The 24,472-nt window shown below is 36.9% G+C and carries 22 protein-coding genes, 1 tRNA gene and 1 rRNA gene; all 24 read right to left on the bottom strand.

Annotation, left to right across the window (positions count from 1 at the left end; translation table 11 throughout):
• Positions 1 to 100 precede the first annotated feature (100 nt).
• Positions 101 to 2,281 carry an alpha-galactosidase gene (locus HMPREF1140_RS01555; RefSeq protein ID WP_009662161.1) on the bottom strand — a complete coding sequence of 727 codons (2,181 nt, stop codon included), beginning with the start codon at positions 2,279 to 2,281 and terminating at the stop codon, positions 101 to 103.
• Between the two features lie 46 nt (positions 2,282 to 2,327).
• Positions 2,328 to 3,590, bottom strand: coding sequence for a Gfo/Idh/MocA family protein (locus tag HMPREF1140_RS01550; protein WP_009662156.1), 1,263 nt, complete (start codon positions 3,588 to 3,590; stop codon positions 2,328 to 2,330).
• Between the two features lie 94 nt (positions 3,591 to 3,684).
• On the bottom strand, positions 3,685 to 4,992 hold the full coding sequence (locus tag HMPREF1140_RS01545; protein WP_009662177.1) for an alpha-L-fucosidase: 1,308 nt from the start codon (positions 4,990 to 4,992) through the stop codon (positions 3,685 to 3,687).
• 13 nt (positions 4,993 to 5,005) lie between these two features.
• Complete coding sequence (locus HMPREF1140_RS01540) at positions 5,006 to 5,860, bottom strand: carbohydrate ABC transporter permease (protein ID WP_009662153.1); 855 nt, start codon at positions 5,858 to 5,860, stop codon at positions 5,006 to 5,008.
• A gap of 15 nt (positions 5,861 to 5,875) precedes the next feature.
• Positions 5,876 to 6,811 carry a carbohydrate ABC transporter permease gene (locus HMPREF1140_RS01535; protein WP_009662194.1) on the bottom strand — a complete coding sequence of 312 codons (936 nt, stop codon included), beginning with the start codon at positions 6,809 to 6,811 and terminating at the stop codon, positions 5,876 to 5,878.
• Between the two features lie 105 nt (positions 6,812 to 6,916).
• Positions 6,917 to 8,227 (bottom strand): ABC transporter substrate-binding protein, encoded by a 1,311-nt coding sequence (locus HMPREF1140_RS01530; RefSeq protein ID WP_009662183.1) that lies wholly within the window; start codon positions 8,225 to 8,227, stop codon positions 6,917 to 6,919.
• 176 nt (positions 8,228 to 8,403) lie between these two features.
• Positions 8,404 to 9,657 carry an extracellular solute-binding protein gene (locus HMPREF1140_RS01525; protein ID WP_009662186.1) on the bottom strand — a complete coding sequence of 418 codons (1,254 nt, stop codon included), beginning with the start codon at positions 9,655 to 9,657 and terminating at the stop codon, positions 8,404 to 8,406.
• Positions 9,647 to 10,393 (bottom strand): response regulator transcription factor, encoded by a 747-nt coding sequence (locus HMPREF1140_RS01520; protein ID WP_009662189.1) that lies wholly within the window; start codon positions 10,391 to 10,393, stop codon positions 9,647 to 9,649. The genes HMPREF1140_RS01525 and HMPREF1140_RS01520 overlap by 11 nt, the downstream gene beginning before the upstream one ends.
• Positions 10,368 to 12,158: a sensor histidine kinase gene (locus HMPREF1140_RS01515; protein ID WP_035619697.1), complete on the bottom strand. Its 1,791-nt coding sequence runs from the start codon at positions 12,156 to 12,158 to the stop codon at positions 10,368 to 10,370. Before HMPREF1140_RS01515 ends, HMPREF1140_RS01520 begins: the two co-directional genes overlap by 26 nt.
• A gap of 261 nt (positions 12,159 to 12,419) precedes the next feature.
• A complete protein-coding gene (gene lysS / locus HMPREF1140_RS01510) occupies positions 12,420 to 14,360 on the bottom strand; it encodes a lysine--tRNA ligase (protein WP_009662198.1) in 1,941 nt (646 codons plus the stop codon).
• 9 nt (positions 14,361 to 14,369) lie between these two features.
• Positions 14,370 to 14,852, bottom strand: coding sequence for a transcription elongation factor GreA (gene greA, locus HMPREF1140_RS01505; RefSeq protein ID WP_007594083.1), 483 nt, complete (start codon positions 14,850 to 14,852; stop codon positions 14,370 to 14,372).
• 475 nt (positions 14,853 to 15,327) lie between these two features.
• Positions 15,328 to 15,756 (bottom strand): flavodoxin, encoded by a 429-nt coding sequence (locus tag HMPREF1140_RS01500; protein WP_009662157.1) that lies wholly within the window; start codon positions 15,754 to 15,756, stop codon positions 15,328 to 15,330.
• A 46-nt stretch (positions 15,757 to 15,802) separates the two neighbouring features.
• Positions 15,803 to 16,384, bottom strand: a complete 582-nt coding sequence (locus tag HMPREF1140_RS01495; protein ID WP_009662199.1) for a DUF3793 family protein — start codon at positions 16,382 to 16,384, stop codon at positions 15,803 to 15,805.
• Positions 16,385 to 16,482: 98 nt separating this feature from the next.
• The gene (locus HMPREF1140_RS01490) at positions 16,483 to 17,133 is read right to left on the bottom strand and encodes an RluA family pseudouridine synthase (protein WP_009662166.1); all 651 of its coding nucleotides are present in this window, start codon (positions 17,131 to 17,133) and stop codon (positions 16,483 to 16,485) included.
• The gene (locus HMPREF1140_RS01485) at positions 17,111 to 17,446 is read right to left on the bottom strand and encodes a GIY-YIG nuclease family protein (protein WP_083846499.1); all 336 of its coding nucleotides are present in this window, start codon (positions 17,444 to 17,446) and stop codon (positions 17,111 to 17,113) included. Before HMPREF1140_RS01485 ends, HMPREF1140_RS01490 begins: the two co-directional genes overlap by 23 nt.
• Positions 17,446 to 18,150 carry a serine O-acetyltransferase gene (gene cysE, locus HMPREF1140_RS01480; protein ID WP_009662196.1) on the bottom strand — a complete coding sequence of 235 codons (705 nt, stop codon included), beginning with the start codon at positions 18,148 to 18,150 and terminating at the stop codon, positions 17,446 to 17,448. The genes HMPREF1140_RS01485 and cysE overlap by 1 nt, the downstream gene beginning before the upstream one ends.
• Before the next feature lie 33 nt (positions 18,151 to 18,183).
• Positions 18,184 to 18,981, bottom strand: coding sequence for an HAD family hydrolase (locus HMPREF1140_RS01475; RefSeq protein ID WP_009662181.1), 798 nt, complete (start codon positions 18,979 to 18,981; stop codon positions 18,184 to 18,186).
• Complete coding sequence (gene tig / locus HMPREF1140_RS01470) at positions 18,981 to 20,210, bottom strand: trigger factor (RefSeq protein ID WP_009662179.1); 1,230 nt, start codon at positions 20,208 to 20,210, stop codon at positions 18,981 to 18,983. Before tig ends, HMPREF1140_RS01475 begins: the two co-directional genes overlap by 1 nt.
• Before the next feature lie 30 nt (positions 20,211 to 20,240).
• Positions 20,241 to 21,635 (bottom strand): aminopeptidase, encoded by a 1,395-nt coding sequence (locus HMPREF1140_RS01465; RefSeq protein ID WP_009662150.1) that lies wholly within the window; start codon positions 21,633 to 21,635, stop codon positions 20,241 to 20,243.
• 12 nt (positions 21,636 to 21,647) lie between these two features.
• Entirely contained in the window at positions 21,648 to 22,346 is a 699-nt protein-coding gene (locus HMPREF1140_RS01460; protein WP_009662151.1) for a S1 RNA-binding domain-containing protein, read from the bottom strand.
• A 214-nt stretch (positions 22,347 to 22,560) separates the two neighbouring features.
• Positions 22,561 to 23,097, bottom strand: coding sequence for a rubrerythrin (gene rbr / locus HMPREF1140_RS01455; protein ID WP_009219421.1), 537 nt, complete (start codon positions 23,095 to 23,097; stop codon positions 22,561 to 22,563).
• Positions 23,098 to 23,167: 70 nt separating this feature from the next.
• Entirely contained in the window at positions 23,168 to 23,584 is a 417-nt protein-coding gene (locus tag HMPREF1140_RS01450) for a Fur family transcriptional regulator (protein WP_035619693.1), read from the bottom strand.
• A 201-nt stretch (positions 23,585 to 23,785) separates the two neighbouring features.
• Positions 23,786 to 23,858: transfer RNA gene (locus HMPREF1140_RS01445), tRNA-Gly, on the bottom strand.
• 54 nt (positions 23,859 to 23,912) lie between these two features.
• Positions 23,913 to 24,472 (bottom strand): 23S ribosomal RNA (locus HMPREF1140_RS01440); the annotation flags it as partial.

Below are 24,472 nucleotides of genomic sequence, written 5' to 3'. Positions count from 1 at the left end.
TGACTACACCGGAGCTTTAAAGGTTATTGTTAAGGAATAATATTAAAGAATATAGGTCAGCCTGATTTAATATGGTCTCCTTTCCCAAAGGAGCCTATATTTATTTAAAATAGTAAAACCTACTCTCAAAATCCCCAAAAAAATCTTTAAACAAGAACCCGCATTTCATCAACATCTCTCCTGTATATCGTTCATTGGTTCCTTCCAAACAATATATCTTATCTTCATCTAAGCCTTGAAGTTTTAATCTTCTGCTATGTATGTTTGGAATACCTCTTACCTGAACATAAGTTACAATTGCTTCTTTTTTGTCTTTTGAGACTTCCATATAGCAGTCATAACAACCATTTTCAGAGAAAGATGCAACTCTGTAGTAATCTCCTTCTCTGACTAAATCATTATACTTGTGATACATTCTTGTCTGCTGCATAATCAAATCATGTTCTTTTTCTGAAAGTTTTGTAATATCCAATTCATAGCCAAATGTACCGGCAAGTGCTACATGTCCTCTTGTTTCAAATGGTGTTATTCTTCCAACAGCATGATTTGGACACGCACTAACATGTGATCCAATTGTTGACAAAGGGTAAATCAATGCTGTTCCTTCTTGGATTTCTAATCTCTCTATTGCATCTGTATCATCCGAACACCAAATTTGTGGACTGTAATAAAGCATCCCGGGATCAAATCTTGCACCTCCGCTTGAACAATTTTCAAGCAATAAATTAGGAAATTCTGTAATCAAACGCTCCTGCATCCGGTATACACCTAATACATAACGATGGAATAATTCTTGTTGTGAATCTTTATCAAGATAACTGCTTCCCAAGTCACTCAGCAGACGGTTCATATCCCATTTCACATAATCAATTGTCGCACTCCTTAAGATTTTTGCCACTGATTCATAAGCATAATCTATTACTTTAGGATTTGACAAATCGAGTATATATTGCTGTCGGCTTTGAGTTGCTTTCCTTCCATCAATATGAATTACCCAATCCGAGTGTTTTCTATAAAGTTCGGAATCCGGTGAAACCATTTCAGGCTCAAACCAAATTCCAAATTTTAACCCTAGCTTTCTTACTTCATCTACAAGATATTTTAGCCCTCCGGTAATTTTATTCTCATTTACAACCCAATCACCGAGTGAGCAGCTATCATTGTCACGTTTACCAAACCACCCATCGTCCATAACCAGCATCTCAATACCGTCTTGCTTTGCAACTCTTGCAATATCCAATAGCTTCTCTGTATTAAAATCGAAATAAGTTGCTTCCCAGTTATTGATCAAAATCGGACGCTTACAGCTTTTATATGAACTTCTTATCATATGTTGACGATAGAAATCATGCAACGAGCGTGTCATTTTCCCAAGTCCTTCTCTCGAAAATGTTAGTACAACTTCCGGTGCCTGAAAAGATTCTCCTGAATACAGATTCCAGCAAAATTCTTCCTGATTAATTCCCATTACCATACGAACCGAATCAAACTGTGTTAATTCTACCTGTCCTATAAAATTACCGGAATAGACAAAATGCATTCCATAGACTCTCCCCTGCTGTTGATTTGTCCCTGGTGTCACAAGTGCAATGAAAGGATGCTCTTGATGGCCTGATTCACCTTTTGCCGAACTTACCAATTGTTTCCCGTAACAAATCGGTCTTCTCATGATATGTCGCTCTCTTGCCCATGAACCACATAGTGTAAGCAGTTCAAAGCTTTCATTGTCCATATCCACACAGGCACTATAGACTTTTTCCAGTTTTACATGCTCCGTTCCTTTGTTGATCACTTTGACACTTCTTGTAATAATATCTACTTTTTCAAACACTGAATACGAAAGAGCTAATCCAATCTCCAAAACAGGATCTACGCATTTAACAGTAAGTGTTGTTACATCATCTTTATCACCAAAGGATGCCGGCAGCCCTTCTAATTTCACTTTTCCTTTAGTAATTTCATAAGATTCATAGAAGAACTCGCTTGCCATACATCCTGCCGAATTACGAATATTAATACAGCTTTCACGAAAATCTCCTATTCCACCTGAGGGGTATTCCATAGGGAAGCTGTCAAGAAATGATAACTTTTCCCTCTCGTTTTTTGATGGCGTATATGGTGCCTCTTCTGTTCGTAGCAGATAATAAGCATCATCGCATTTCAACCTTTCACCATAGTACACATGTCCTACATATCCTTCCGGTGATATGCCAATTAAATATGATGTACTCTCTGTATCCAGTTTAAATATTCGATTCTTTTTATTATATGATATAGCCATTCTTATCTCTCTTTTCTATGCTTTGATTATTATAAATAAACCACACTCATTCGACATTTGTCCTTGTGTACTGTTTGAAATTAACCACTGCTTCATTTACTCTTGATTCCTCTGCCGCAAGAGCCATTAAGTGACTTTCCACAGAAATATCAGCATTTGTTTTTCCCTTTTTACCTTCTCCCACCATTCTGACAAAATCCTTCATCATACTCATATCACTTCCGCTATGCCCTTTTGTTGGGGTATGAAGTTTTATAACTTCATTTGTACCGTTTACAAACTCTGTAACTTCGATTATTCCGGCTTCCATATCTCCTTTTATTTCACCTTTTGTTCCCATCAAGCGAATTCTTCTTGCACATTGATTTGTAAATGCCGTCATCAAAAATGATGCTGTTACCTGATTTTCAAATTCAATTTCTACTGTCTGATGATCTACAACCGTATTGTCTGAATGAAAGACACATCTTCCATATGGACCTTTCTTCAATGCATAAAGTATATGTTCTGAATCTGCATTGTCAGTCACAGCATATACAAGTCCATCTTCTACCGCTTTTGAATGCTCCAGATAAAATCTTGGTGCATAGAACGGACATTCATCACGGTGACTGCATCCATCCATACAATATTCCGGAGCTCCCTCAGGTGCATTTTCCTCTGAAAAATATGTTAATCTGCCAAACGAATTTATCTTTTTACAAGAGCTATCTGCAAGCCATAGTAAAATATCCATATCATGACAACATTTTTGCAAAATCATTGGACTTGACTCTTTTTCGTTTCTCCAATTTCCTCTGACAAAACTATGAGCATGATGCCAATATCCTACTTCTTCAATATGCTGTATTGTCATTAATTGGCCTATCTTTTTTTCATCTAATAAAGATTTTATCTTAGAAAAAAAAGGGGAATAACGTAGAACATGACATACCGATAAAATCCTGTCATATTGTTTTGCCATCATCCCCATTTTTATTATTTCCTCTTTATCGGGTGACATTGGTTTTTCACATAGTACATGGTATCCTTTTTCCAGCGCCATCACCACCGGTTCATAATGCATCCGATCCTGAGTACATATCATTGCACAGTCTGCTATTTTATCTCTTGTTAATATTTCTTTATATGATTCAAACTGCATTCCATGTGGAATATTATGTTTTTTTGAAAAGGCTTCTCTCCTCTCCGGATCCGGTTCTGCAACAGCTACTACCTTAAATTCATTTGGATGATCCAATGCATATTGAGAATACACATATCCACCTCTTAATCCTACTCCTATTAAGATACATGTTACCTGTTTCATCTCTTTCCTCCATTTTTACGTGAAAGTATCTTGTTTTAAGTCAAGATACTTTCTCCATTAAATATTTTTAATTTTGGCTAACTATAACTGCCTATTATTCTTTTAATTCAATTTTCAATACAGTATCTTTGTCATCAGGTAACGGATATGTAAATACAGGATCTTCTCCAAATGAAACAAATGCAATATCAGGATAAAGAGCGGTATTCCACGCTTCTCCACGTCTCACCTCACTTCCATCTGCCAAATAAGTTATTTTGTCCAATTTGTCCGGTGCAATTCCGTACAAAGGCAATGCTCCCAATGGAGTTTCATACACATGCGCATAGACTGTATTCCCCTTCTGTGTATATCTTCCCCAATCCGGTTTTTCCAACTCTGATATACCGCATCCATATATACTTTCTTTATTTTTACTCATCCATTTTCCCAAATCCGTTAGAATATTTATACTTTCCTGTGGGATATTTCCCTTCGCATCAGGTCCCACGTTCAAAATCATATTTCCACCTTTGCTTACGCATTCTACGAGCTTTCTTACGAGCATCTGTGGAGTTTTGTACTGATGATCAAATTTACAATACCCCCAATGATTATTCATTGTTGCACAAAGTTCCCATGGTATAGGTTCACCTTTTTCATCGCATACTCCGTTTGGAGGTATAATCTGTTCCGGACTTGCAAAATCACCACTGTAAATTAGCGGATGTTCTGTTGCAATACTTCCATGGCTTTCTCCTGAACCCTCTAATCGATTATCAATAATTACATCCGGCTGATATGAACGTACCATTTTTATTAATTCTGTTGCTTTCCATTTTTCTCCTGTCATGTCATCATAAGAGAAATCAAACCAAAGAAGATCCAGTTTTCCATATCCTGTCACAAGTTCTTTCACTTGTCCATGCATGTACTCCAAATAGCGTTCAAAATCTATTTCTTCATTTTCATAAGCCTTATTGTTTCTCATTGGGTGCTGACGATCTTTGTATTTGGGGAAGTCCGGATGATGCCAATCAATAATTGAAAAATAAAAACCTACTCTCAAGCCTTCTTCTCTGCAGGCGTCTACAAACTCTCTTACAAGATCTCTGCCTGCCTTCGTATTTGTTGCCTTATAGTCTGTAAGTTTGGAATCAAACAGACAAAAACCGTCATGATGCTTGGCTGTCAATACTGCATACTTCATTCCGGCTTCTTTTGCAAGTTTAACCCATTTTTTCGGATCATAATCTACAGGATCGAACTGTTCAAAATATGTCCTATACTCTTCAACTGTCATTTCCTTCTGTGACATTACCCACTCTCCACATGCAGGAATAGAATATAATCCCCAATGTATAAACATTCCGAATCTGGCATCCATAAACCATTTTGTTCTTTCTCTAATCTCTTTATTCATTAATCTTAATCTCCTATCCTTTTACTGCTCCACCTGATAATGCTTCCAAAAAGAACTTACTGAAAATACAATACAATACCACCGGCGGAAGAATAATTACTACCATTGCAGAAAACAAACCATTGTAGTTTGTATTAAATGATGTCGTAAAAGTAGAAAGTAATGCCGGAACAGTCAACTTTTCTCTTGTAATCAGTACAAGTGACGCCCAATAGTATTCGTTCCAGTTATTCAAAAATGCCAGTACTGCCGCTGTCATAATTCCCGGTCTTGCAATTGGAAAAATAACCATCAGCCATGTTTTAAAATACCCGCATCCGTCAATTCTGGCTGCTTCTTCCAACTCTCTCGGAATATTATTGTAATAATTTTTAATGACAAAAAAACTTACCGCTATTCCACTGCATGAATAAATCAGAATCAATGCCGCCCTTGTATCATACAAGTGAAGATTATTGATTAAATTGTATACAGGATATGTCAAGGCTGTTGCGGGAATAAACATTGTTGAGTACAGTAAAATATTTACCAATGCTTTGCCTCTGAATTCCATTCTTGCTACTACATATGCAGACATGGATATCATAACTACACTTATTAATACAGAAATTCCCGCTACAAATAAACTGTTACCAAAATATCTAAGAACATGAAGGTCTCGGAATGTAGAAATATAGCCGTCTATACAAATAGAATCAGGAAGTTGAAATCCCGGTCTTGCCATAGGATCCTTTTTCAAACTTGAAAGCACAAGCCAAATCAATGGAACTAATGATACTGTTAATGCCCATATAAGGCATAAATATGTAAAAATCTTTGTTCCAATCGGCATATCTTTAACTGTTTTTTCTTTTTTAAATTTTTTCAATGTACTTACTCCTCTCTAATGTTTTTCTTTTTTAGGTGACAAACTGTATACAAAGCTAACTACAAGAATGATGACCATTCCTGCCAGTATCTGTATCATTGCAACTGCATTGGCTCTTCCAAACTGAGTTCTCGGACTCGTAATGGCAAGTTCACGTATCACATAGCTGATACTATAAGTTCCTGCCGCTCCCTTCGTTAAAAAATACACTTCATTATAGAGAAGGAATCCTGATGTTGCCGCAAGGACTGATACTGTTTTTAGTGTTCCTTTAATCATTGGAATTGTAATATGCAGGTCCTGTTTTAAACCACTTGCTCCATCCAGCATGGCAGCTTCTCTTATCTCCTCCGGTACAGCCATAATATTGCCAAGAATCATTAAAGTCGTAGTACCTGTAAAGAATATATAGGCACATGTCATAGCAACAAATGCAGGTCCTTTTAATAAGAGTATGCTGTCAGAAAAGTTTTTATTAAACAAACGAATTATAGGATTGATAATTCCATAAGACGGATTGTATAATTGTAAAAAAATCACACCCATAGCAGCTGTTGATATCATATTCGGAATAATATAAACAATTCTTACAAATTTTATTCCTTTTACCTTCCTGGATAAGGCTAAAGCAATTAATGTCGCAATCGGAATTTGTACAACTGCACCTACTATCGCCCATTTTGTTGAGTTTTTAAGTGCCTCCCAGAAAAATGGGTACTTGTTAAAAATATAATCATAATTATTCCACAAATCATTCCATCCAAAAAATTCAGGACTTGTAATGTTGGTATAATCCCACTTACAAAATGATGTTACAAATACTGTAATAATCGGATATAAATAGAACACGCAAAAAACAAAAAGTGTTGGTGCCAAAAACGCAATGATAAATTCTGTTCTCCTTATACCTAATTTATTTTTTTTCTTTTTAGGTCTGTTTACTATCTCCAATTTCCTACCTCCTATTATAAAAGCCCCACAATAATGTTTTCTCATTAATAAAAAACGGGAAGGGACTGCTCCCCTCCCTTTTTATGTAGTCTTTTTTCAGATAACTTAACCTATCAATGCAAGCAATTCTTTCTTAAGAGATTCGAATCTCGTATCCACATCAGTTCCTGATACTGCACATTCCATTAAAGCATTTATAATTGCCTTATCAACATCAGGTCCCCATGTATAATTCATATCAATCACAACTGTATCTGCTGAATTAACCTCTGAGCATGCTTTTGCAAGTTTAATTGTTGCCGCATCACCACTCTTCTGGGCTAATGCATTAAGATCTACAGTTGTATTACAAGGGTTAGCCTGTACTTCTGTAAATATCTTTTCCTGTACCTCTTTGCTTGTCATATACTTGATAAATTCAAGAGCCAATTTTGTTTTTTCATCGCTCATCTTATTGGAAACAGCAAGTCCGCCACCTGCTGATGCAATAGCTATATTACCCGGGAACAATGAAGGTTCGATAGAATCAACAAGTGATGCGTCTATTCCGCTTGCATTCCATACACCGTTAAACAAAACACCTACCTTGCCATTTGTGTTGAATTCAGCCATTAAATTTCCATTATCATCTGTTGTATGATCGGATCCGTTTGCCTGATCCAATTTTGCCGCTGTCTTAAATGCATTTGCAAACTCATCCGAGTTAATTATTTCTTCTGTAAGTTCAGATTCCAACATCTTCTTTCCATTTTCTGTTGAAGCCATTATGCTGTTTACTATATAGCTTGATCCCTGACCACCGATGTATCCATAGGTTCCATCATTCAAAGCTGATATTTTTGTCATTGCTTCTCCAAAAGAATTCCAATCTTTCAATGCATCTACAGATACCCCTGCCTTTTCAAAAATTGAGGAATTATACCAAAGCCCACGACTCTCAATCTGATCATGTACTGCATATATATGTCCGTCCATATCATGCTGTGTATAATTAAGCCCCACAGCATCCTGAAGTTTATTTTCATCAATATACGGTTTCAAATCATATACGAGGTTCTGTGAAATTGCTGACTGAGGAACTCCGGCTCCACCAACATCAACCATATCCGGAAAAGATCCACCTGCAACCTTTGCGCTAACAATATCATCTCTGTTTTCTACAGGAATAGGTTTAAATGTCACTGTTCCATCTGAATGTGCCTTTGCAAATTCGTCGTAAATATCACGCATTACCTGTGCTGCAGCCCATTCACTTTTATCCTGATAATATCCGTGATAAAACTCAAGTACATTTTCATCGCTTACTGCTGCCTTTTTGTCTTCATCTGTTTTTACTGGATTACTGCCTCCACATCCGGCAAGAACAGATACGCCCATTGCGGCAACCAATAATACACTCACTAATTTTCTTTTCATACCATCCTCCTTATTTTGTATTTAATGTTTTTCGGTATTTTATGCTTTTATTTTATTATCTTCTTTGTATATTTTAAATGAAGCAAATTTACTTAATCGTGTATTATATTTACATATAAACAAAAAGAACATGTAAAATATTTACTTTGACAGCAATATTTTACATGTTCTTTTAATCATCTAATTCTTTTATCTATATTATCCACCAACTCCTGCTTATCCATCTCATTCGTCAACACTTTAAAAATATTATCTGTAAAATATTCTTTTTGTGATGCCGACCAAACATTATCAGGTATCTCAATTTTTCTTTCTGCATCCAGCACCAATGTTGCTGCCTGATACATTCGATTTTTTTCATTCTTATACTTTTCCAAAGAAATATTTGGATTCGCCGGAAATTGCTCTGTTCGTTCCAATATCTGTGTCTGTACTTTTTTACTGAGAATATATTTCAAAAACCTTACAGAAGCATCCTCTCGCTCTTTACTGCCACTCTTTCCCAGCACATACCCCAAACTTGCCGATTCACAGGACATAGATATCCCGTCGTTAGTGGGTAATAATGCATATTTTGCATGTATTTTTTCTGAAATCATAGGTGCTCCCCATACACCATTCACATAAATAGCAAGTCTACCTTCATTAAAAAGTCTTGTCTCATCTCTATAGCTATACGATGTATTTTCAAATTTTGAAAAATGATAAATACTTTCCATCTTTTTTAAGGTGTCTACAAAATTCTCATCACTAATTTCACTTACGGAATCCTTCTCACTAAATAACATATGATCCATAAAGTATAGATAACCTTCTGCAGACGGCCTTAACGGCTTTACTTCAGTACTCTCTTCTTTCGACCATTCATTGATTCTATCGCACATATCAATAAATTCATTCCATGTCTCAGGTAGTTGCTTAATTCCGGCTTTTTCTAGAATTTCTTCATTGTACCAATATCCACCGCTCAAAGAAAGTACATCAACTACCGTATAAAGATCACCCGCTCCCGTTGTCCAATATTTTTTATTTGTTTCAGAAACATCTCTGTCAAATTCCAAATCTTCTTCTAAATATGGTTGAATATCCAATGCCATATTATTTTCGACCATAAAATTATATATGCTGTTTTCTCCCATACCGCTAAAGGCAATTATATCCGGAGTATCTCCCACCATAATCATATCCTCAACTTTGCGTAATGTTTCATTTCTTGTCGGCATAGAAATCAATCTAAGGTTAATATCCGGATTCTCATTTTGAAACTGTTCATATATTTGTCTCATTGCAACATGATCAGTTTCTGTTCCACCCCATGAATGTATTACAGTGATTGTTACTTTTTTCTTCTCTTTTTCACAACTGCTTAATATGCAACAGATTAGCAGTATCCACATTAATAAAAGAAGCTTTTTTACCTTATTCTTCATTTCCTTCCTGCCTTCTGTATTCTTTTGGTGACAGCCCTGTGATTTTTTTAAACATTTTTGAAAAATAGCTGGCATCTTCTACACCCACCAATTCTGAGATTTCATAAGTTCTCTTATCTGTATTTATCAAATAATCTTTTGCCGCTTCTATACGTAGATTAAGAATTGTATCAAATAGGTTTTTTCCCTTCTTCAACTTATATACTCTACTCAAGTAACTGCTGTTAATATGTAAGTCCTCTGCAATATCATCCAGTGATAATTTTTTTTTATAATTCTGTTCTATATAATGATCTATCTGTTGTATTAATGATAGCTGCTCTAATAGGTCTTTTTCATTTTTTTCTATCTCTCTTTTCAACTGATTTAGATTTCCTATAGCTTTTTCAATTGCATCCGGTAGTTCATCCATGATGGAAACCTTTAAAACATAATCACATATACTATATTTAATTGCAGTTTTTGCATATGAAAAATCCGAATATGCAGTCAGGATAATGACTTGAGTTTCCGGATATATTTCATATAAATATTTACATACATCCATACCATTTACTTCAGGCATTTGAATATCGGTAATTACAATATCCGGTTCTTCCTCTTCTATTTTATTTATTAACTCTTGCCCGTCATCAACAACATCTATCAGAACACAATTCATTTTTTCCCAATTTATTAATTTTTTCAGCGCTTCTCTAATGTATGCTTCATCATCTGCCGCTACTACTTTCCACATAATTTATGCCTCTTTCTACCGGAATTATAATTTCAATCTTAGTTCCCTTGCCTTTTTCACTCCATATTTTGAATTCATAATTATCCCCATACAATATCTGAAGCATTCTTTTTGCGTTCTCAAATCCCGTATGTGTATGCTCCAATTTATATGGTTCATCCTGAGTATTTACTTCAATTTCCTTTTCTCCCATTCCCACTCCATTATCTTCTACACAAATATGAAGCATTGAACTTCTATTTTCTTTTTCTATAAATTCTTCATATAGTCTAACAACGATACTGCCCTTTTCTTTTTGTGGCTCTAAGCCATGAGATACCGCATTCTCAACCAGTGGTTCTATCAACAATCTTGGAATCATATCTTCATATATTCTGTCATCTTCCACATATATATCATAAGACAACTTTTCCTGATACCTTTCTTTCTGTAAAAGAAGATAAAATTTAACAATATCTAATTCCTCTTTTACTTTGATCTTTATTTCTTTTTCACGAAAGATCTTCCCTTGCATTAGCTTTGAAAAGGCATTCAAACTTTGATACAGCTCCTCATTTCCCGCCATCTTTGCCTTAAGACTAAGCATTGCCAATATGTTAAATTGAAAATGCGGATTTATCTGTGATTGAAGATATTTCACTTTGGATTGGGTTGCTATTAATTGCTTTTCATATACTTCTGTAATCAAATATTCTATCCTGTCTGCCATCTCATTAAACACAGTTCCTATATCATGAAATTCCTGAATAGATGAATCCTCTATTCTTGCATTAAGTTCCTGCTTACCAAATGCCTGTATACTTGAAATCATTTTTGTGACAGGCTTCGTAAATCGATAACTGACTCCATATGCCACAATAAATGTAAGTGCCAGAACTATTCCCAATCCGATCAAAAAAATAATCAATGTAGGACGAAGTATTGAAAAAATATTACTTTGATCTACCGTTGTAATTAATCGAATGTCAAAACCGCAGACATCCGCATATCCTATAACTTTCTCTCCCCCAATATTTCGCCTTCCCGACCAAACTGCTTCTGTTTTACTTAGTTTATACATTCTTTCTGCTTTTTCCTCCGGAAAAAGCAGAAAATCATTGCCTGATAAAAGCATCCATGAACCGGCTTTATAATTATTTACATTTTCAAATACAGCATCTATTGCTTCCAAACTAATTTGAGCTATACCGATTCCTTTTTCTTCCATTTCGTCATCATAAATTCTAAAAAGTACATTCAGATTCTCTTTATCTGTTACCGAAGCATATCTATTGCCATCTGCTTTAAACCATCTTTGCATACTTCGGTATTTGTTTTCTTCTTCCATTTCAAAAGCCAGTGTTGTGGCATAATAATGCTCATTAATACATTGATCATTATTATTAAACAAATATAAACTTGTAACAAAAGGAAGTTGTTGATTTACTCTATTTCTATCTGCAAATAACTCCATACTGTACGAAAGTTGTTCTTCTACCACTTTTCTATCAAATCCATTATTTTCAAAGAAATCATCCAGTAATATGTTATGTCGAATAGATATTGCTCCATCTGCTATAAACTGCATGTGAGACTGATACTGTTGAGTTGTACTTTTTAAAACGTACTCTATGTCTTCTTGCGTTTTTTGAAAAAAGAATGAAAAGAACACATAAAGAATAGCAAGTACAGCTGATAACAGAGTACATGCGGATGTTCGTAACATGAGACTTGTCATTTCTTTTCTAAGAGTATACTTCTTTTTTACTTTTACTTTCTGCCACATAAACTTCACCATACTATCCCAAAAAGTTATTTTTTCTACTTTTAGTATTTTTAGTTTAACACACGCATAATACTCAGTCGAGATTTTTTATCAAATGATGCTATCTCTTAATTTTATAATGATAGAAGCCATATCCCGTTTCTACCGATAATATATACGACTTGACTAAACATATAATTATAAAATCACACTAAAAAAAGGATGGAAGTATCCTCCCATCCGCTTCATTTATACATTTTTATTTAATCATGTTTTCTTTAATTAGTACAGCTTAGCTCCTGCCGGTATATGATTATCTACCATTATAAGGTGAAGCTCTTCGCCCTCGCCATCTTTAAGCTCATTTACAGCGCTCAAGAGCATACCGCATGATTCAATTCCCATCATTGCTCTTGGCGGAAGGTTTGTTATAGCTATAAGTGTCTTTCCGACAAGCTCCTCAGGCTCATAGAACTCATGGATGCCTGAAAGAATTGTTCTGTCCTTGCCTGATCCGTCATCAAGAGTGAACTGTAAAAGCTTCTTGCTCTTTGGAACTGCAACACAGTTCTTTACCTTTACCGCTCTGAAGTCTGATTTTGAAAATGTCTCAAAGTCTACACTCTCTTCAAATAGCGGCTCAATCTTTACATTTGAGAAATCTATCTTCTCATTAGGTGTAAAGAAGCCTGTATTCGAATCCGCAGACTCTTCATTTCCTGCATTAGCCGGCTTGTCAAGGCTCTTCATTGTTGGGAAGAGCAATACATCTCTGATAGCAGGTGAGTTTGTAAGCAACATTACAAGTCTGTCGATACCGTATCCGATACCTCCTGTAGGCGGCATACCTATCTCAAGAGCATTTAAGAAGTCTTCATCTGTATGATTTGCTTCCTCATCTCCTGCTGCAAATGCTTCTTCCTGTGCCTGGAATCTCTCTCTTTGGTCGATCGGATCGTTAAGCTCAGAGTACGCATTTGCCATCTCTCTACCGTAAATAAAGAGCTCAAATCTTTCTACATATCTCGGATCGCTTGGCTTTTTCTTTGTAAGTGGTGACACCTCTATAGGATGATCCATTACAAATGTAGGCTGTATAAGTTTCTCCTCTACAAACTCCTCAAAGAAGAGATTGATGATATCGCCTCTTGAGTGACGCTCTTCAAACTCAATGCCTTTTTCCTTTGCAAGTGCCTTTGCTTCCTCTGTTGTCTCTATACTGTCAAAATCAATTCCTGAGTACTTCTTTATAGCCTCAACCATTGTAATTCTTTCAAAAGGCTTTCCAAGGTCAATCATTGCCTCGGCATAAGGTATTGTAGTAGTACCGCAAACTTTTTCTGCAAGGTATCTGAACATATTTTCAGTAAGATCCATCATACCGTGATAATCTGTATATGCCTGGTAAAGCTCCATAAGTGTAAACTCAGGATTATGTCTTGTATCAACACCCTCGTTTCTGAATACTCTACCTATCTCATATACTCTCTCAAGTCCACCGACAATAAGTCTCTTAAGGTAAAGCTCAAGTGAAATACGAAGCTTTACATCTTCATTCAACGCATTGAAATGTGTATTGAAAGGTCTTGCGGCAGCACCACCTGCATTGCTTACAAGCATAGGTGTCTCAACTTCAATGAATCCCTGACCGTCAAGGAACTTTCTGATCTCTGTTATGATTTTTGATCTCTTTATAAATGTGTCTTTTACATCCTCATTCATTATAAGATCTACATATCTTTGACGATATCTTGTATCTGTATCTGTAAGTCCGTGGAATTTCTCAGGAAGAGGCTTTAAGCTCTTTGAAAGCAACTCTACCTTTGTAGCGTGCAAGCTTATCTCACCTGTCTGTGTCTTGAAAACTTCACCTGTAACACCTACGATATCACCGATATCAAGCTTCTTGAATGCCTTGTATTCGTCCTCTCCTACAGAGTCTCTTGCTACATATGCCTGTATTCTTCCCTTTAAATCCTGTACATGACAAAATGACGCCTTACCCATGACACGCTTTGACATAAGTCTACCTGCAATCTTGACACTTTTTCCGTCTAATTCCTCAAAGTTGTCCTTTATATCTGCACTATGCTTTTCTACATCATACTTTGTGATAAAGAAAGGGTCGTTGTTTGCCGCCTGTAACTCTGCAAGTTTGTCTCTTCTTGCCTTTAAAATATGATTCAGGTCCTCTGTTGTCATTGGTTCATTGCTATTTGCCATATTTCCTCCTTAAGATACTCTTTGTATTCCTAATACCATATATTCCGAAACACCTGCCTGTGTTTCTACAACTGCTGTTTCTCCGATTTTTTTACCGAGTAATGCTTTACCGAGCGGTGACTCGTTGCTTATCTTACCGGCAAGTGAATCGGCCTCTGTAGAACCTACAATCTTAAAATCAAGTTCATCATCAAATTCTTTATCAAGAATCTTTACCATACATCCGATACCGATTGTATCCAGATCAACTTCATCTTCCACAACAACTTCCGCATTCTTTAAAAGATTCTCAAGTTGCTCTATTCTGGCCTCTATATCTCTTTGCTCATCTTTTGCGGCATCGTATTCTGCATTCTCTGAGAGATCGCCCTGTTCTCTTGCCTCTTTTATCTTTTCAGCAATTTCTTTTCTCTTATTTACCTTTAAATCCTGTAACTCATCCTCTAAGTTCTTAAGTCCCTCATAAGTTAATATATGCTTTTTTTCTGCCATATTTCCTCCATTTTGACTTCTATTTCACTCTTACTAAGTAAAACCGTCCTTAATTTTTCATTTTTGAAGCCAAAACTTCAACTTCAATCAAACTTTAAGATTAGAAAAAAACCACTATACCGGCGTATGTGGCGAATTCAATACTTAATCTAACTAGTTCCGTGAGATTATACTATGACATACCGTTTATGTCAAGCGAAAACACTTTAATTGAAGGCAATAAATTTATACTACTATATATTTTACCAAAGAAAAAGACAGGCTTGCTCAAGGCCTGTCTTTTAAGTAAGAGGAAATTTCAATATGTGTAACACTGTATATTATCAAATAAGGTTGCTCAAGTCTTACTTGATAGTATATGATAGTTCTCACCACCATATTGTTTGTGTAATGACTTTCACCACTACACTATATATTATGACAGCTTTCACTGTCATATCTTAAATTAGGTTGTCCTAATGTAAGACCAAAAAAATTAAAATGCAGCTAACTGCTTTCCTGCCGCTTCCAATGCAGCTTTTGCATCATCATCAGGCTCAAGGTTTGCTATAATGCCTTCTCCACCGATAATATTTGCTCCGGCATTTTGCATGCGCTCAACCCATAATCTCATCCACTCTCCATCGCCCCAGTCGTATGAACCGAATAAAAGAATGTTTTTACCTGACACCTTACCTTCTATCTCTGATACAAAGCTATCAACTGACTCATCAAGCTCCTCAGCTCCCATTGCAGGACATCCGATAGCAAATGCAGGCTGTGCAAGTAATTCATCTACATTAACACTGTCTACAAATACAAGCTCAGGTGTTCCGCCTGCTGCCTTTACTCCTTCAGCTATCACATTTGCCATAGCTTCTGTGTTTCCTGTTGAACTCCAATAAACAATAATTGCTTTTTCCATATTTTTACTCCTTAAAAGAATATTTTTATAGGCATATAAACCATTATCAACAAGCTATATTCTCAAGCCTGTTTCCGGCTAAGAACTCGTCAATAGCAATCTCTCTAGCCTTATCATAGCTTAAAAACTTTTCTCTGGTCTCTTCCAGATTGCCATATATTTTCCAATATCCGCTATGCAAATATCTCTCCCCTTTATTTTCAAGGAAGCCCTTTATATCACATATAGGATATCCCAAAAATACTCCTACCTCATGAGGAAACTCTTCAATTTTGTTATAAAAACCGTTCATCCTCTGATGTAGTCTGATAAGATTTGATATGAAATCATCTCTCCTATATCCAAACTCTCTTAAATAGTCACTAACCTCTGATCTTTTAAGATACTCTTCAAGTTCCTTCGCTCTGTATATCAAAACCAAATGTCTCTTCTTACAAGTGCAAAGAATCATCAAGCTGATACTTGTTTTTCTTAGTTTCTCACTTATTATGGCCAACTCTTTGTCATTTAAAAAGAGCATTCCGGAAATTCTTTTCCCCTTCAATACCGCCGCATTTTGAATGATGAGTCTCAGCTCCACACTGTCATCTCCATTCGATGCAAGCCTTTTTACTATATCAACGGGCATACCTACCTCCGTTTTCTTTATTCTTAAAGAAAATTTATTTCCCTTGGTTAGTACTCCCTAACTTTATCATTTTATATGTTCTTTGTCAATACTTTTTTTCAAAAATCTGCATTAATTTTATAATTTAATTCCATACCTGTTTTAGGGTGCTTAAAGCTTAAGTTTACAGCCGCCAGAGAGAGTACTTTGTCCTCATCCAGCTTAACATTTGCAAGTCTTTTATTATACTTATGATCCCCATACAGAGGGAAACCGTGACTTGCACATTGGAGCCTTATCTGATGATGTCTTCCTGTTATAAGATTTATTCTAAGTCTTGTAATATATCTGTCGTCCTTCTTATATGACTCCAGTACTTTATACTTTAATACCGCTTCTTTAGCTCCTCTAGTACTCTTTTCAACAACCTTACTTACATTGTTATCAAGTTTCTTTATAAAGTCTATAAGCTCTCCTTCATCACTTTCAGGAAAGCCGTCCACCAAAGCTTCGTAAGTCTTTTCTATATTCTTTTTTCTAAGTTCATTGCTGAGGATTTCTGTGGCTTTTTTATTCTTACCGTATACCATTATTCCGTATACCGGCTTATCTAACCTGTGTATCACTCCTACATAGGCGTCTTTTCCCATATGCTTTTTTAACAGACTGACCATATCCTCTTCAAAACTGTTACTTGATTGACTTGATATTCCCCTTGGCTTGACTGTCACTATTACGTCTTTATCTTCATATAATATCTTCAGATTCATCTATCAACATTTCCTTTTCAAGCTTCGTTAACTGTTTTATTTCATATTCTCTTTGCATTGCCGCTACTTTATCTGCATATACCTCAAAATATACCAATTCCACGGGCAATTTTGCTCTGGTATATTTAGCACCTTTTCCGGCATTGTGAGCCTTGATTCTTTTTGGTATATCGGATGTCCATCCGCAATATAAACTGTTATCATTGCAGCGCAAAAGATATACAAATGCTTTTTCTTCTAAAAAAGCAGACAAATCGAAAGTCGAATAACCGACTCCCAATCGTCTGCTTACTGTATTTAATTCTGCTTTCATTAGATTACCCAATCGGCAAACTCTGTGGTATCTCTACCGTCTTCAAGACAGCTTGTATCAATACCGTTTTGATTCAGCAGTTCTTCCATTTTTTTTATTCTCTCATTCATTATATCTATGGTCTCAGCAAGCTTTGAAATATCTGCATTTACCTGTGCCAGTTTATGCTTCTTTTCAACAACCTGACCGTTTAATCTTACAGGCTTTGCAGGAATACCCACTGCTGTGGAATCACTTTCAAGAGGTTTTAATAAAACTGAATTCGCTCCTATAGATGCATTGTCTCCAACCTCAAATGATCCCAGTATTTTTGCACCGGCACCGACCATTACATTCTTTCCAAGTGTAGGGTGTCTTTTCCCCTTGGCGGTTCCTACACCTCCCAGAGTCACTCCTTGATATAATGTACAGTTGTCGCCAACTACCGCTGTTTCTCCGATTACAATTCCTGCACCATGATCAATAAGAACTCCGCTGCCTATTTCAGCCCCCGGATGTATCTCTATCATAGTAAAAAATCTTGAGATCTGTGATATCCATCTGGCGATAAAAAACATGTGCTTTTTATAAAACCAATGTGCGATTCTATGCATTATTAATGCATGAATACCTTGATATAAAAACAAAACTTCAAACGCACTTCTGGCCGCCGGATCCCTGTCCTTTACAGCCTGTACATCTTTCCAAACATCTTTGAAAAACATAATCTCTCCAAATACTAATGTCAATAAAAGTTACTATATAAGTTCAAGCTCTTTCATTGATAAATATATCCCATCTTCTGATACTTTTTTTGCAAAGTATGTAGCATATTCTTCCAATGCGGTATCATGCTCTCCAAGAAGTATTCTGTTCCCGGCTCCGCATGTAAACATCGGCAAATCATTCATACTATCCCCAAATACATAAGCATCTTCCAATGCTATATTGTAGTAATCCAGCACTTGAAGTACAGCTTTTCCCTTTGAACAAGGATATGGTACACATTCATAAAATCCTGCACCTCGATCTATTATATCAAAATCATCGCATTCAGCAAAAAATGATTTCAGATCACTCCTTGAAAATCTCGGATCGTCTATAATACAGAATTTATCAAAGTCATAATCATCTTTTTCAAATTCTCCCACAGACGGTTCTATAGTGTAACATATCGCATCAAATATATTCTCTGTAATCTCAGGATATACAAAAGGTTTGGCAGGAAAATAAATTCCCTGCCTCGCCTCAAGCATACCTTCAACATTAAATTTCTTTAACAGCTTTTTTATTTCAATGCCTCTGTTATGATCTATCCTCTTCTCAAAGATGGTCTTGTCTCCAACAACTATCTGTGTTCCACATCCACAAATATAACCGTCCATATTAAATCTGTTTTTAATATTTCCTATTATACATTCTACTCTTCCGGTATTTATAAATGTCAAATGTCCGGCAGCTCTCGCTTCTTCTATAGCCTTTAATGCGGATTTCGGCACCTGTTTGGTATCATTGTCAATTAAAGTACCATCTATATCAAAGAATAGTGCTTTCATTATTGTGCCGCCTCACTGCCTTCAGCAGCTGCACTCTCGGAAGCTTTGCTTTCGCCCTCAGCTGTAGTCTCTTCACTTGCACCTTCAGCACTTGCGCCCTCTTCACTGCCCATAGTCTCACCGTTGATGTTTACTGTAACATCTGTTCTCTTGGCATTGTCCAGGATAAAGTTTACAACTTTATATGTCTTGGCTGTTTCTTCAACCTCATCTTTACCATACTGCTGTATAAGCTCGTCTTTTGTCAAAGAGCCGCCGTTTAAATCTACAACTACCTGGTAATCCTCATCTGTAAGAGACATTTTCTCTTTCTTATAGATTTCTCTTGTAACAATAACCTGCTTAACATAGCTTTCAGCCTGATTTCTGATCTGTGTTTTGAGTTCATCCGCACTCATACCGTAAGCTGAAGCATACTGATCAAGATCCATACCGTACTGTGTAATCATATTATCGATAGGCTTGTAGATATTGTTATATTCAAAATCAATAGCTTCATCCTTCATTTCGAATTTTGAGTCTGCAATTACGGCAGCAATCGCATTGTACTGATCCTGTGACTTTGCGCTCTTACTTCTTTGTTCCTCAAGATTTGCCTTTACGGCAGCTTTAAACTCGTCTACTATTTTCTGCTCACCGTTTGTATGCTTATTTACCCACTCATCTGTAAGAGTTGCAGGAGATGAAACCGATATTGAATTTATCTTTACGTCAAATACCACTGCGGCTCCGGCTAAATCGGCGTTATTATAATCCTTAGGGAATGTAAGATCAAGTTTTACATCTTCTCCGATGCTGTGACCTATAAGCCCCGCCTCAAATCCTTCGATAAAGCTGTTGCTTCCGATTACTAAATTATAACCTGTTGCAGATCCTCCGTCAAAAGCAACTCCGTCCTTTGTTCCGGTGTAGTCTATATTTACAGTATCGCCTTCCTGTACGGCTCTGTCTGTTACTTCAACCACGTCAGGATCTTGCGTTAATTCAGTATTTATCTGTGCTTCCACATCCTGATCACTTACACTTGTATCGATATTAGGTATTTCCACACCGACATACTTTCCAAGCTCGGCTGTACCGTAATCACTTGGTCTTTTCACATCTGCATTTGCCTTTGATTCTCCCTCTGCTGTTGTCTGAGTCTCAGTAGCATCTTTTTTTTGTATACCACATGCACTCATTGTAGCTACAACAACCATTCCTATCAAAGCTAACTTTTTTAATTTCATAAATAAAAACCTCTCACCTTGCACCTGACATTATAAATAAAATGCCTTAAATGCAAGATATGTATTATATAAATCTAATTTTGATATCACCTCATATGGTGAATGCATAGAGATTACGGGAACTCCCAAATCTACTACATCTATATTCATCATTGCGACATACTGAGCAATGGTACCGCCACCACCAACGTCAAGGGCGCCCAATTCTCCTATCTGCCAATGTACATTGTTTTCTTCCATTATTGATATAACTTTATTCATAAACTCTGCACTTGCATCTGATGAAGAATACTTTCCTCTTGAACCTGTATACTTTGTAAGTACACAACCTCTGTTCAGATATGATGAGTTGTTAGGCTCAAACACATCAGGAAAAGTAGGATCAAATGCGGCATTTACATCTGATGAAAGGCATGATGATTTTTCACATACTTCTTTTACATCAGCACCGAAGATCTGTGACAAATACTCAATATAATCATACACAAAGTGAGAATGAAGTCCTGTATTTCCTGTTGAACCGATCTCCTCTTTGTCTGCAAGTATTGTAAGTGTTGTATACTTCGGATTCTTTGCTTCAATCTCCGCTATAAGCGCAGGATAAGCACAGACTCTGTCATCATGACCGTATCCTCCTACAAGTGAACGATCAAGACCTATATCTCTTGCCTTTGTTGCAGGGACAAACTCTATCTCCGCTCTTGCAAAATCTCTCTCTGTAACACCATACATATTATTTAATATTTCAAGTGTCTTAAGCTTTACAGCCTCTTTTACATCATCGGTATCATCAAACGGCAATGTTCCAAGGAAAATATTTAATTCCTCACCTTTGATACCTTCCGACAGTTTTCTTTGATCTTGTTTGCTTGAAAGATGAGGAAGCAGATCACTTATATAAAATACCGGATCCTCTTCTTTTTCACCAAGATTTATCTCAACAAAACTGCCGTCTTTTCTAAATATAACACCATGCATTGAAAGCGGTATGGTTGCCCACTGATACTTTCTTATTCCACCATAGTAATGAGTCTTAAAATATGATATCTCACTCTTTTCATAGAGCGGATTAGGTCTGAGATCAAGTCTTGGAGAATCTATATGTGCTCCGTTAATCCTTAAACCTTCAGTGATAGGCTCACTACCTATTGTAGATGCAAGTATTGCTTTTTTTCTGTTTACTTTATATACCTTATCCCCGGCTTTATAGCTCTTTTTAGGGTCAAAAACTGTATATCCGTTTGCCTCAAGTAAGCTGACAGCTTCTTTTACCACTTCTCTCTCGGTCTTTGACTTGTCTAAAAATTTCTTATATCCTTCAGCAAACTCCTGAGCTTTTGAAATTTGCTCAGGAGATTCTTTTGCTATATGAGGATATTCAAATGAAAGTTCTTTTTGCAGAGCTTTTGCTTTACTTTCTGCCATACGAACACTCCTTTAGTCTAATTTAATATCCTTTAATAATCCTGCTAAAGATGTAGATGCAACTCCCTTTTCTACATATTTAAAGCCCTTTGAAGGATCCTTCGGCTCTACATTCTCCTCAAGTGCTTTCTTTGAAAGTGAAATCTTTCCATCTTTAATACCTGTTACTTTAACCTTTACAGTCTCACCCTCTTTTAGTACTGCAGCAGGGTTCTTTACTCTCTGATTTGAAATCTGTGATACATGAAGCAATCCTGAGATTCCGTCTCCAAGATCGATGAAAGCGCCGTAATCCTTGATTGAATCAACCTTACCCTCAAGAACATCGCCAACCTTAACGCTGTCAAGCTTAGCCTGTCTCTCCTTCTTAGCCTCTTCTTTCTCAATTGCTCTGTGACTGAGAACAAGTTTCTTCTTAGCAGGCTCTGATGTAATTACAACAACCTCAAGGCTCTTACCGAGGAACTCATCAAGGTTCTCTACATACTGTGTTGATAACTGACTTGCAGGAATAAATGCTCTTACTTCCTCTAAGAATGCGATACATCCACCCTTAACAACCTCTGTAATCTTAACCTTTGCAACTGTCTTCTCCGCTAACATCTTTTCAAAGACATCCCACTTTCCTGCATCCGGATCTTCTTTTGTATCCATAGTTTTATATGATTCTTCAAGCTCCTTCTCAAAATCCTTCATTGTCTCTTCTGCCATGTTGACCTCCAAAATATTTTATTTCGTTTTAATAACAGCAATTTTACCTTGCTTGCTTTCTTTCATAAAACAATAGATATTATTATATCACATCTTCACTGCATTTGACTATAGCTGCAGCAAATATTAAAAAGCTCCCCGATTGAGCTGTCGGGGAGTATATACCTAATTTAAGATTTTACACTATTGTGAAGATGTTTAGTAAATCTAAATATTAATAGTTTACAGTCATTCTCTCAAAGTATGCCTGTGGATGAGCACAACATGGACATACTGTAGGAGCATCAGCACCCTCATGGATATATCCACAGTTACGGCACTTCCATCCAAGAGGAGCGTCTCCCTTGAAAGTTCCATCATTCTTTAAATGCTCAAGAAGCTGAAGATATCTCTTCTCGTGGCTTGCCTCAACCTTTGCTACAAGCTCAAACTTCTTTGCAAGAGCCTCAAATCCTTCTTCTCTTGCTTCTCTTGCCATACGAGCATACATATCTGTCCACTCAAAGTTCTCACCTGCTGCCGCATCTACAAGGTTCTCCTCAGGTGTTCCGATTCCGTGGAACTCCTTAAACCACATCTTTGCATGCTCTTTCTCCTGCTCTGCTGTCTCAAGGTAAAGAGCTGCCATCTGCTCATATCCTGCCTTCTTAGCTACTGAAGCGTAATATGTATACTTATTTCTAGCCTGTGACTCACCTGCAAATGCATCCATTAAGTTCTTCTCTGTTTTTGTTCCTGCGTACTTTGACATAAAAATTTCCTCCTAATAAATATCAAAATTACTATATTGATATGAAATGCCGACTTAAAAGATTCAAAGGCTAAACAGCCTTTTTTGAATCCATATAAATCATTTTTTGATAGCATTCCCTACAATAGCCATAAAAAATAAGTGAATGATTTTCTACCACTCCAATATCATCATGCACTGCCTTGTCATTTAAATCTTTTGCGATATCGGCCGGCAAGTCAATGAGCTTTGAACATGCCTTACATGAAAAATGATAATGTTCATCGGTATTATAATCATACCTTTCGATTCCGTTTTGAGCGGAAATCTTGTTTATACGACCAAGCTCGGCGAGCAAGCCAAGATTTCGATAAACAGTACCTAAGCTAATCTTAGGATCATCTTTTCGTAGTGACTGAAAGAGCATATCAGCTGTAGGATGATCGACTCTAGACTTCAAATTGTCCAAGATAGCCTCCCTTTGTCTACTGTATTTTAGATCCTTCATGTATATCCCTTTCTAAAAATAAGAATCATTACTATTTAAGTATAGCACCTAATATTATATTGTCAAGAAAAATATCCTATTATATATAATGTATGCATTTTTATACATATTCATGTATTCCATTTTTCAAAAGGGTAGCAAATCTTTCAGTAGCTACCATATACAAAATAAAAAAGAAGCCTTAAACAAGACTTCTTTCAGAGCGCGAGACGGGACTCGAACCCGCGACCCCGACCTTGGCAAGGTCGTACTCCACCAACTGAGCCACTCGCGCATATACCTTCAAAACTGCCTACCAAATTCCGAGTATTATAAATTTCTATCCTTCTTGGTTAAACCCTCGACCTATTAGTAACCATCAACTTAATACATTACTGTACTTACATCTTGGCCCTATCTACCTCGTAGTCTTCAAGGGGTCTTACTGTTTTCACATGAGATATCCCATCTTGAGGGGGGCTTCACGCTTAGATGCCTTCAGCGTTTATCCCGTCCCGACATAGCTACCCTGCCATGGAGTTACTCTCCAACAGGTACACCAGCGGTCAGTCCGTCCCGGTCCTCTCGTACTAAGGACGGCTCCTCTCAAATATCTTACGCCCACGCCGGATAGGGACCGAACTGTCTCACGACGTTCTGAACCCAGCTCGCGTACCGCTTTAATGGGCGAACAGCCCAACCCTTGGGACCTGCTACAGCCCCAGGATGCGATGAGCCGACATCGAGGTGCCAAACCACTCCGTCGATGTGAACTCTTGGGAGTGATAAGCCTGTTATCCCCAGGGTAGCTTTTATCCGTTGAGCGATGGCAATCCCACTTTATGCCACCGGATCACTAAGTCCTACTTTCGTACCTGCTCCACCCGTCGGTGTCGCAGTCAAGCTCCC

Source organism: Lachnoanaerobaculum sp. ICM7, from assembly GCF_000287675.1.
Lineage (GTDB): Bacteria > Bacillota > Clostridia > Lachnospirales > Lachnospiraceae > Lachnoanaerobaculum.
The sequence above is the reverse complement of the archived record's forward strand: the minus strand, read 5'-3'. Positions and strand labels throughout refer to the sequence as shown.

What these genes read in the sequence shown, in the direction of transcription:
- HMPREF1140_RS01530 (WP_009662183.1), bottom strand. Translation starts at nt 8,227, where the DNA reads ATGAAAAGAAAATTAGTGAGTGTATTATTGGTTGCCGCAATGGGCGTA.
- HMPREF1140_RS01465 (WP_009662150.1), bottom strand. Translation starts at nt 21,635, where the DNA reads ATGGCAGAAAGTAAAGCAAAAGCTCTGCAAAAAGAACTTTCATTTGAA.
- HMPREF1140_RS01555 (WP_009662161.1), bottom strand. Translation starts at nt 2,281, where the DNA reads ATGGCTATATCATATAATAAAAAGAATCGAATATTTAAACTGGATACA.
- rbr (WP_009219421.1), bottom strand. Translation starts at nt 23,097, where the DNA reads ATGTCAAAGTACGCAGGAACAAAAACAGAGAAGAACTTAATGGATGCA.
- HMPREF1140_RS01460 (WP_009662151.1), bottom strand. Translation starts at nt 22,346, where the DNA reads ATGGCAGAAGAGACAATGAAGGATTTTGAGAAGGAGCTTGAAGAATCA.
- HMPREF1140_RS01545 (WP_009662177.1), bottom strand. Translation starts at nt 4,992, where the DNA reads ATGAATAAAGAGATTAGAGAAAGAACAAAATGGTTTATGGATGCCAGA.
- HMPREF1140_RS01550 (WP_009662156.1), bottom strand. Translation starts at nt 3,590, where the DNA reads ATGAAACAGGTAACATGTATCTTAATAGGAGTAGGATTAAGAGGTGGA.
- HMPREF1140_RS01515 (WP_035619697.1), bottom strand. Translation starts at nt 12,158, where the DNA reads ATGTGGCAGAAAGTAAAAGTAAAAAAGAAGTATACTCTTAGAAAAGAA.
- greA (WP_007594083.1), bottom strand. Translation starts at nt 14,852, where the DNA reads ATGGCAGAAAAAAAGCATATATTAACTTATGAGGGACTTAAGAACTTA.
- cysE (WP_009662196.1), bottom strand. Translation starts at nt 18,150, where the DNA reads ATGTTTTTCAAAGATGTTTGGAAAGATGTACAGGCTGTAAAGGACAGG.
- HMPREF1140_RS01450 (WP_035619693.1), bottom strand. Translation starts at nt 23,584, where the DNA reads ATGAAGGATCTAAAATACAGTAGACAAAGGGAGGCTATCTTGGACAAT.
- HMPREF1140_RS01525 (WP_009662186.1), bottom strand. Translation starts at nt 9,657, where the DNA reads ATGAAGAATAAGGTAAAAAAGCTTCTTTTATTAATGTGGATACTGCTA.
- HMPREF1140_RS01490 (WP_009662166.1), bottom strand. Translation starts at nt 17,133, where the DNA reads ATGAATCTGAAGATATTATATGAAGATAAAGACGTAATAGTGACAGTC.
- HMPREF1140_RS01520 (WP_009662189.1), bottom strand. Translation starts at nt 10,393, where the DNA reads ATGTGGAAAGTAGTAGCGGCAGATGATGAAGCATACATTAGAGAAGCG.
- HMPREF1140_RS01500 (WP_009662157.1), bottom strand. Translation starts at nt 15,756, where the DNA reads ATGGAAAAAGCAATTATTGTTTATTGGAGTTCAACAGGAAACACAGAA.
- HMPREF1140_RS01495 (WP_009662199.1), bottom strand. Translation starts at nt 16,384, where the DNA reads ATGCCCGTTGATATAGTAAAAAGGCTTGCATCGAATGGAGATGACAGT.
- HMPREF1140_RS01475 (WP_009662181.1), bottom strand. Translation starts at nt 18,981, where the DNA reads ATGAAAGCACTATTCTTTGATATAGATGGTACTTTAATTGACAATGAT.
- HMPREF1140_RS01485 (WP_083846499.1), bottom strand. Translation starts at nt 17,446, where the DNA reads ATGAAAGCAGAATTAAATACAGTAAGCAGACGATTGGGAGTCGGTTAT.
- tig (WP_009662179.1), bottom strand. Translation starts at nt 20,210, where the DNA reads ATGAAATTAAAAAAGTTAGCTTTGATAGGAATGGTTGTTGTAGCTACA.
- lysS (WP_009662198.1), bottom strand. Translation starts at nt 14,360, where the DNA reads ATGGCAAATAGCAATGAACCAATGACAACAGAGGACCTGAATCATATT.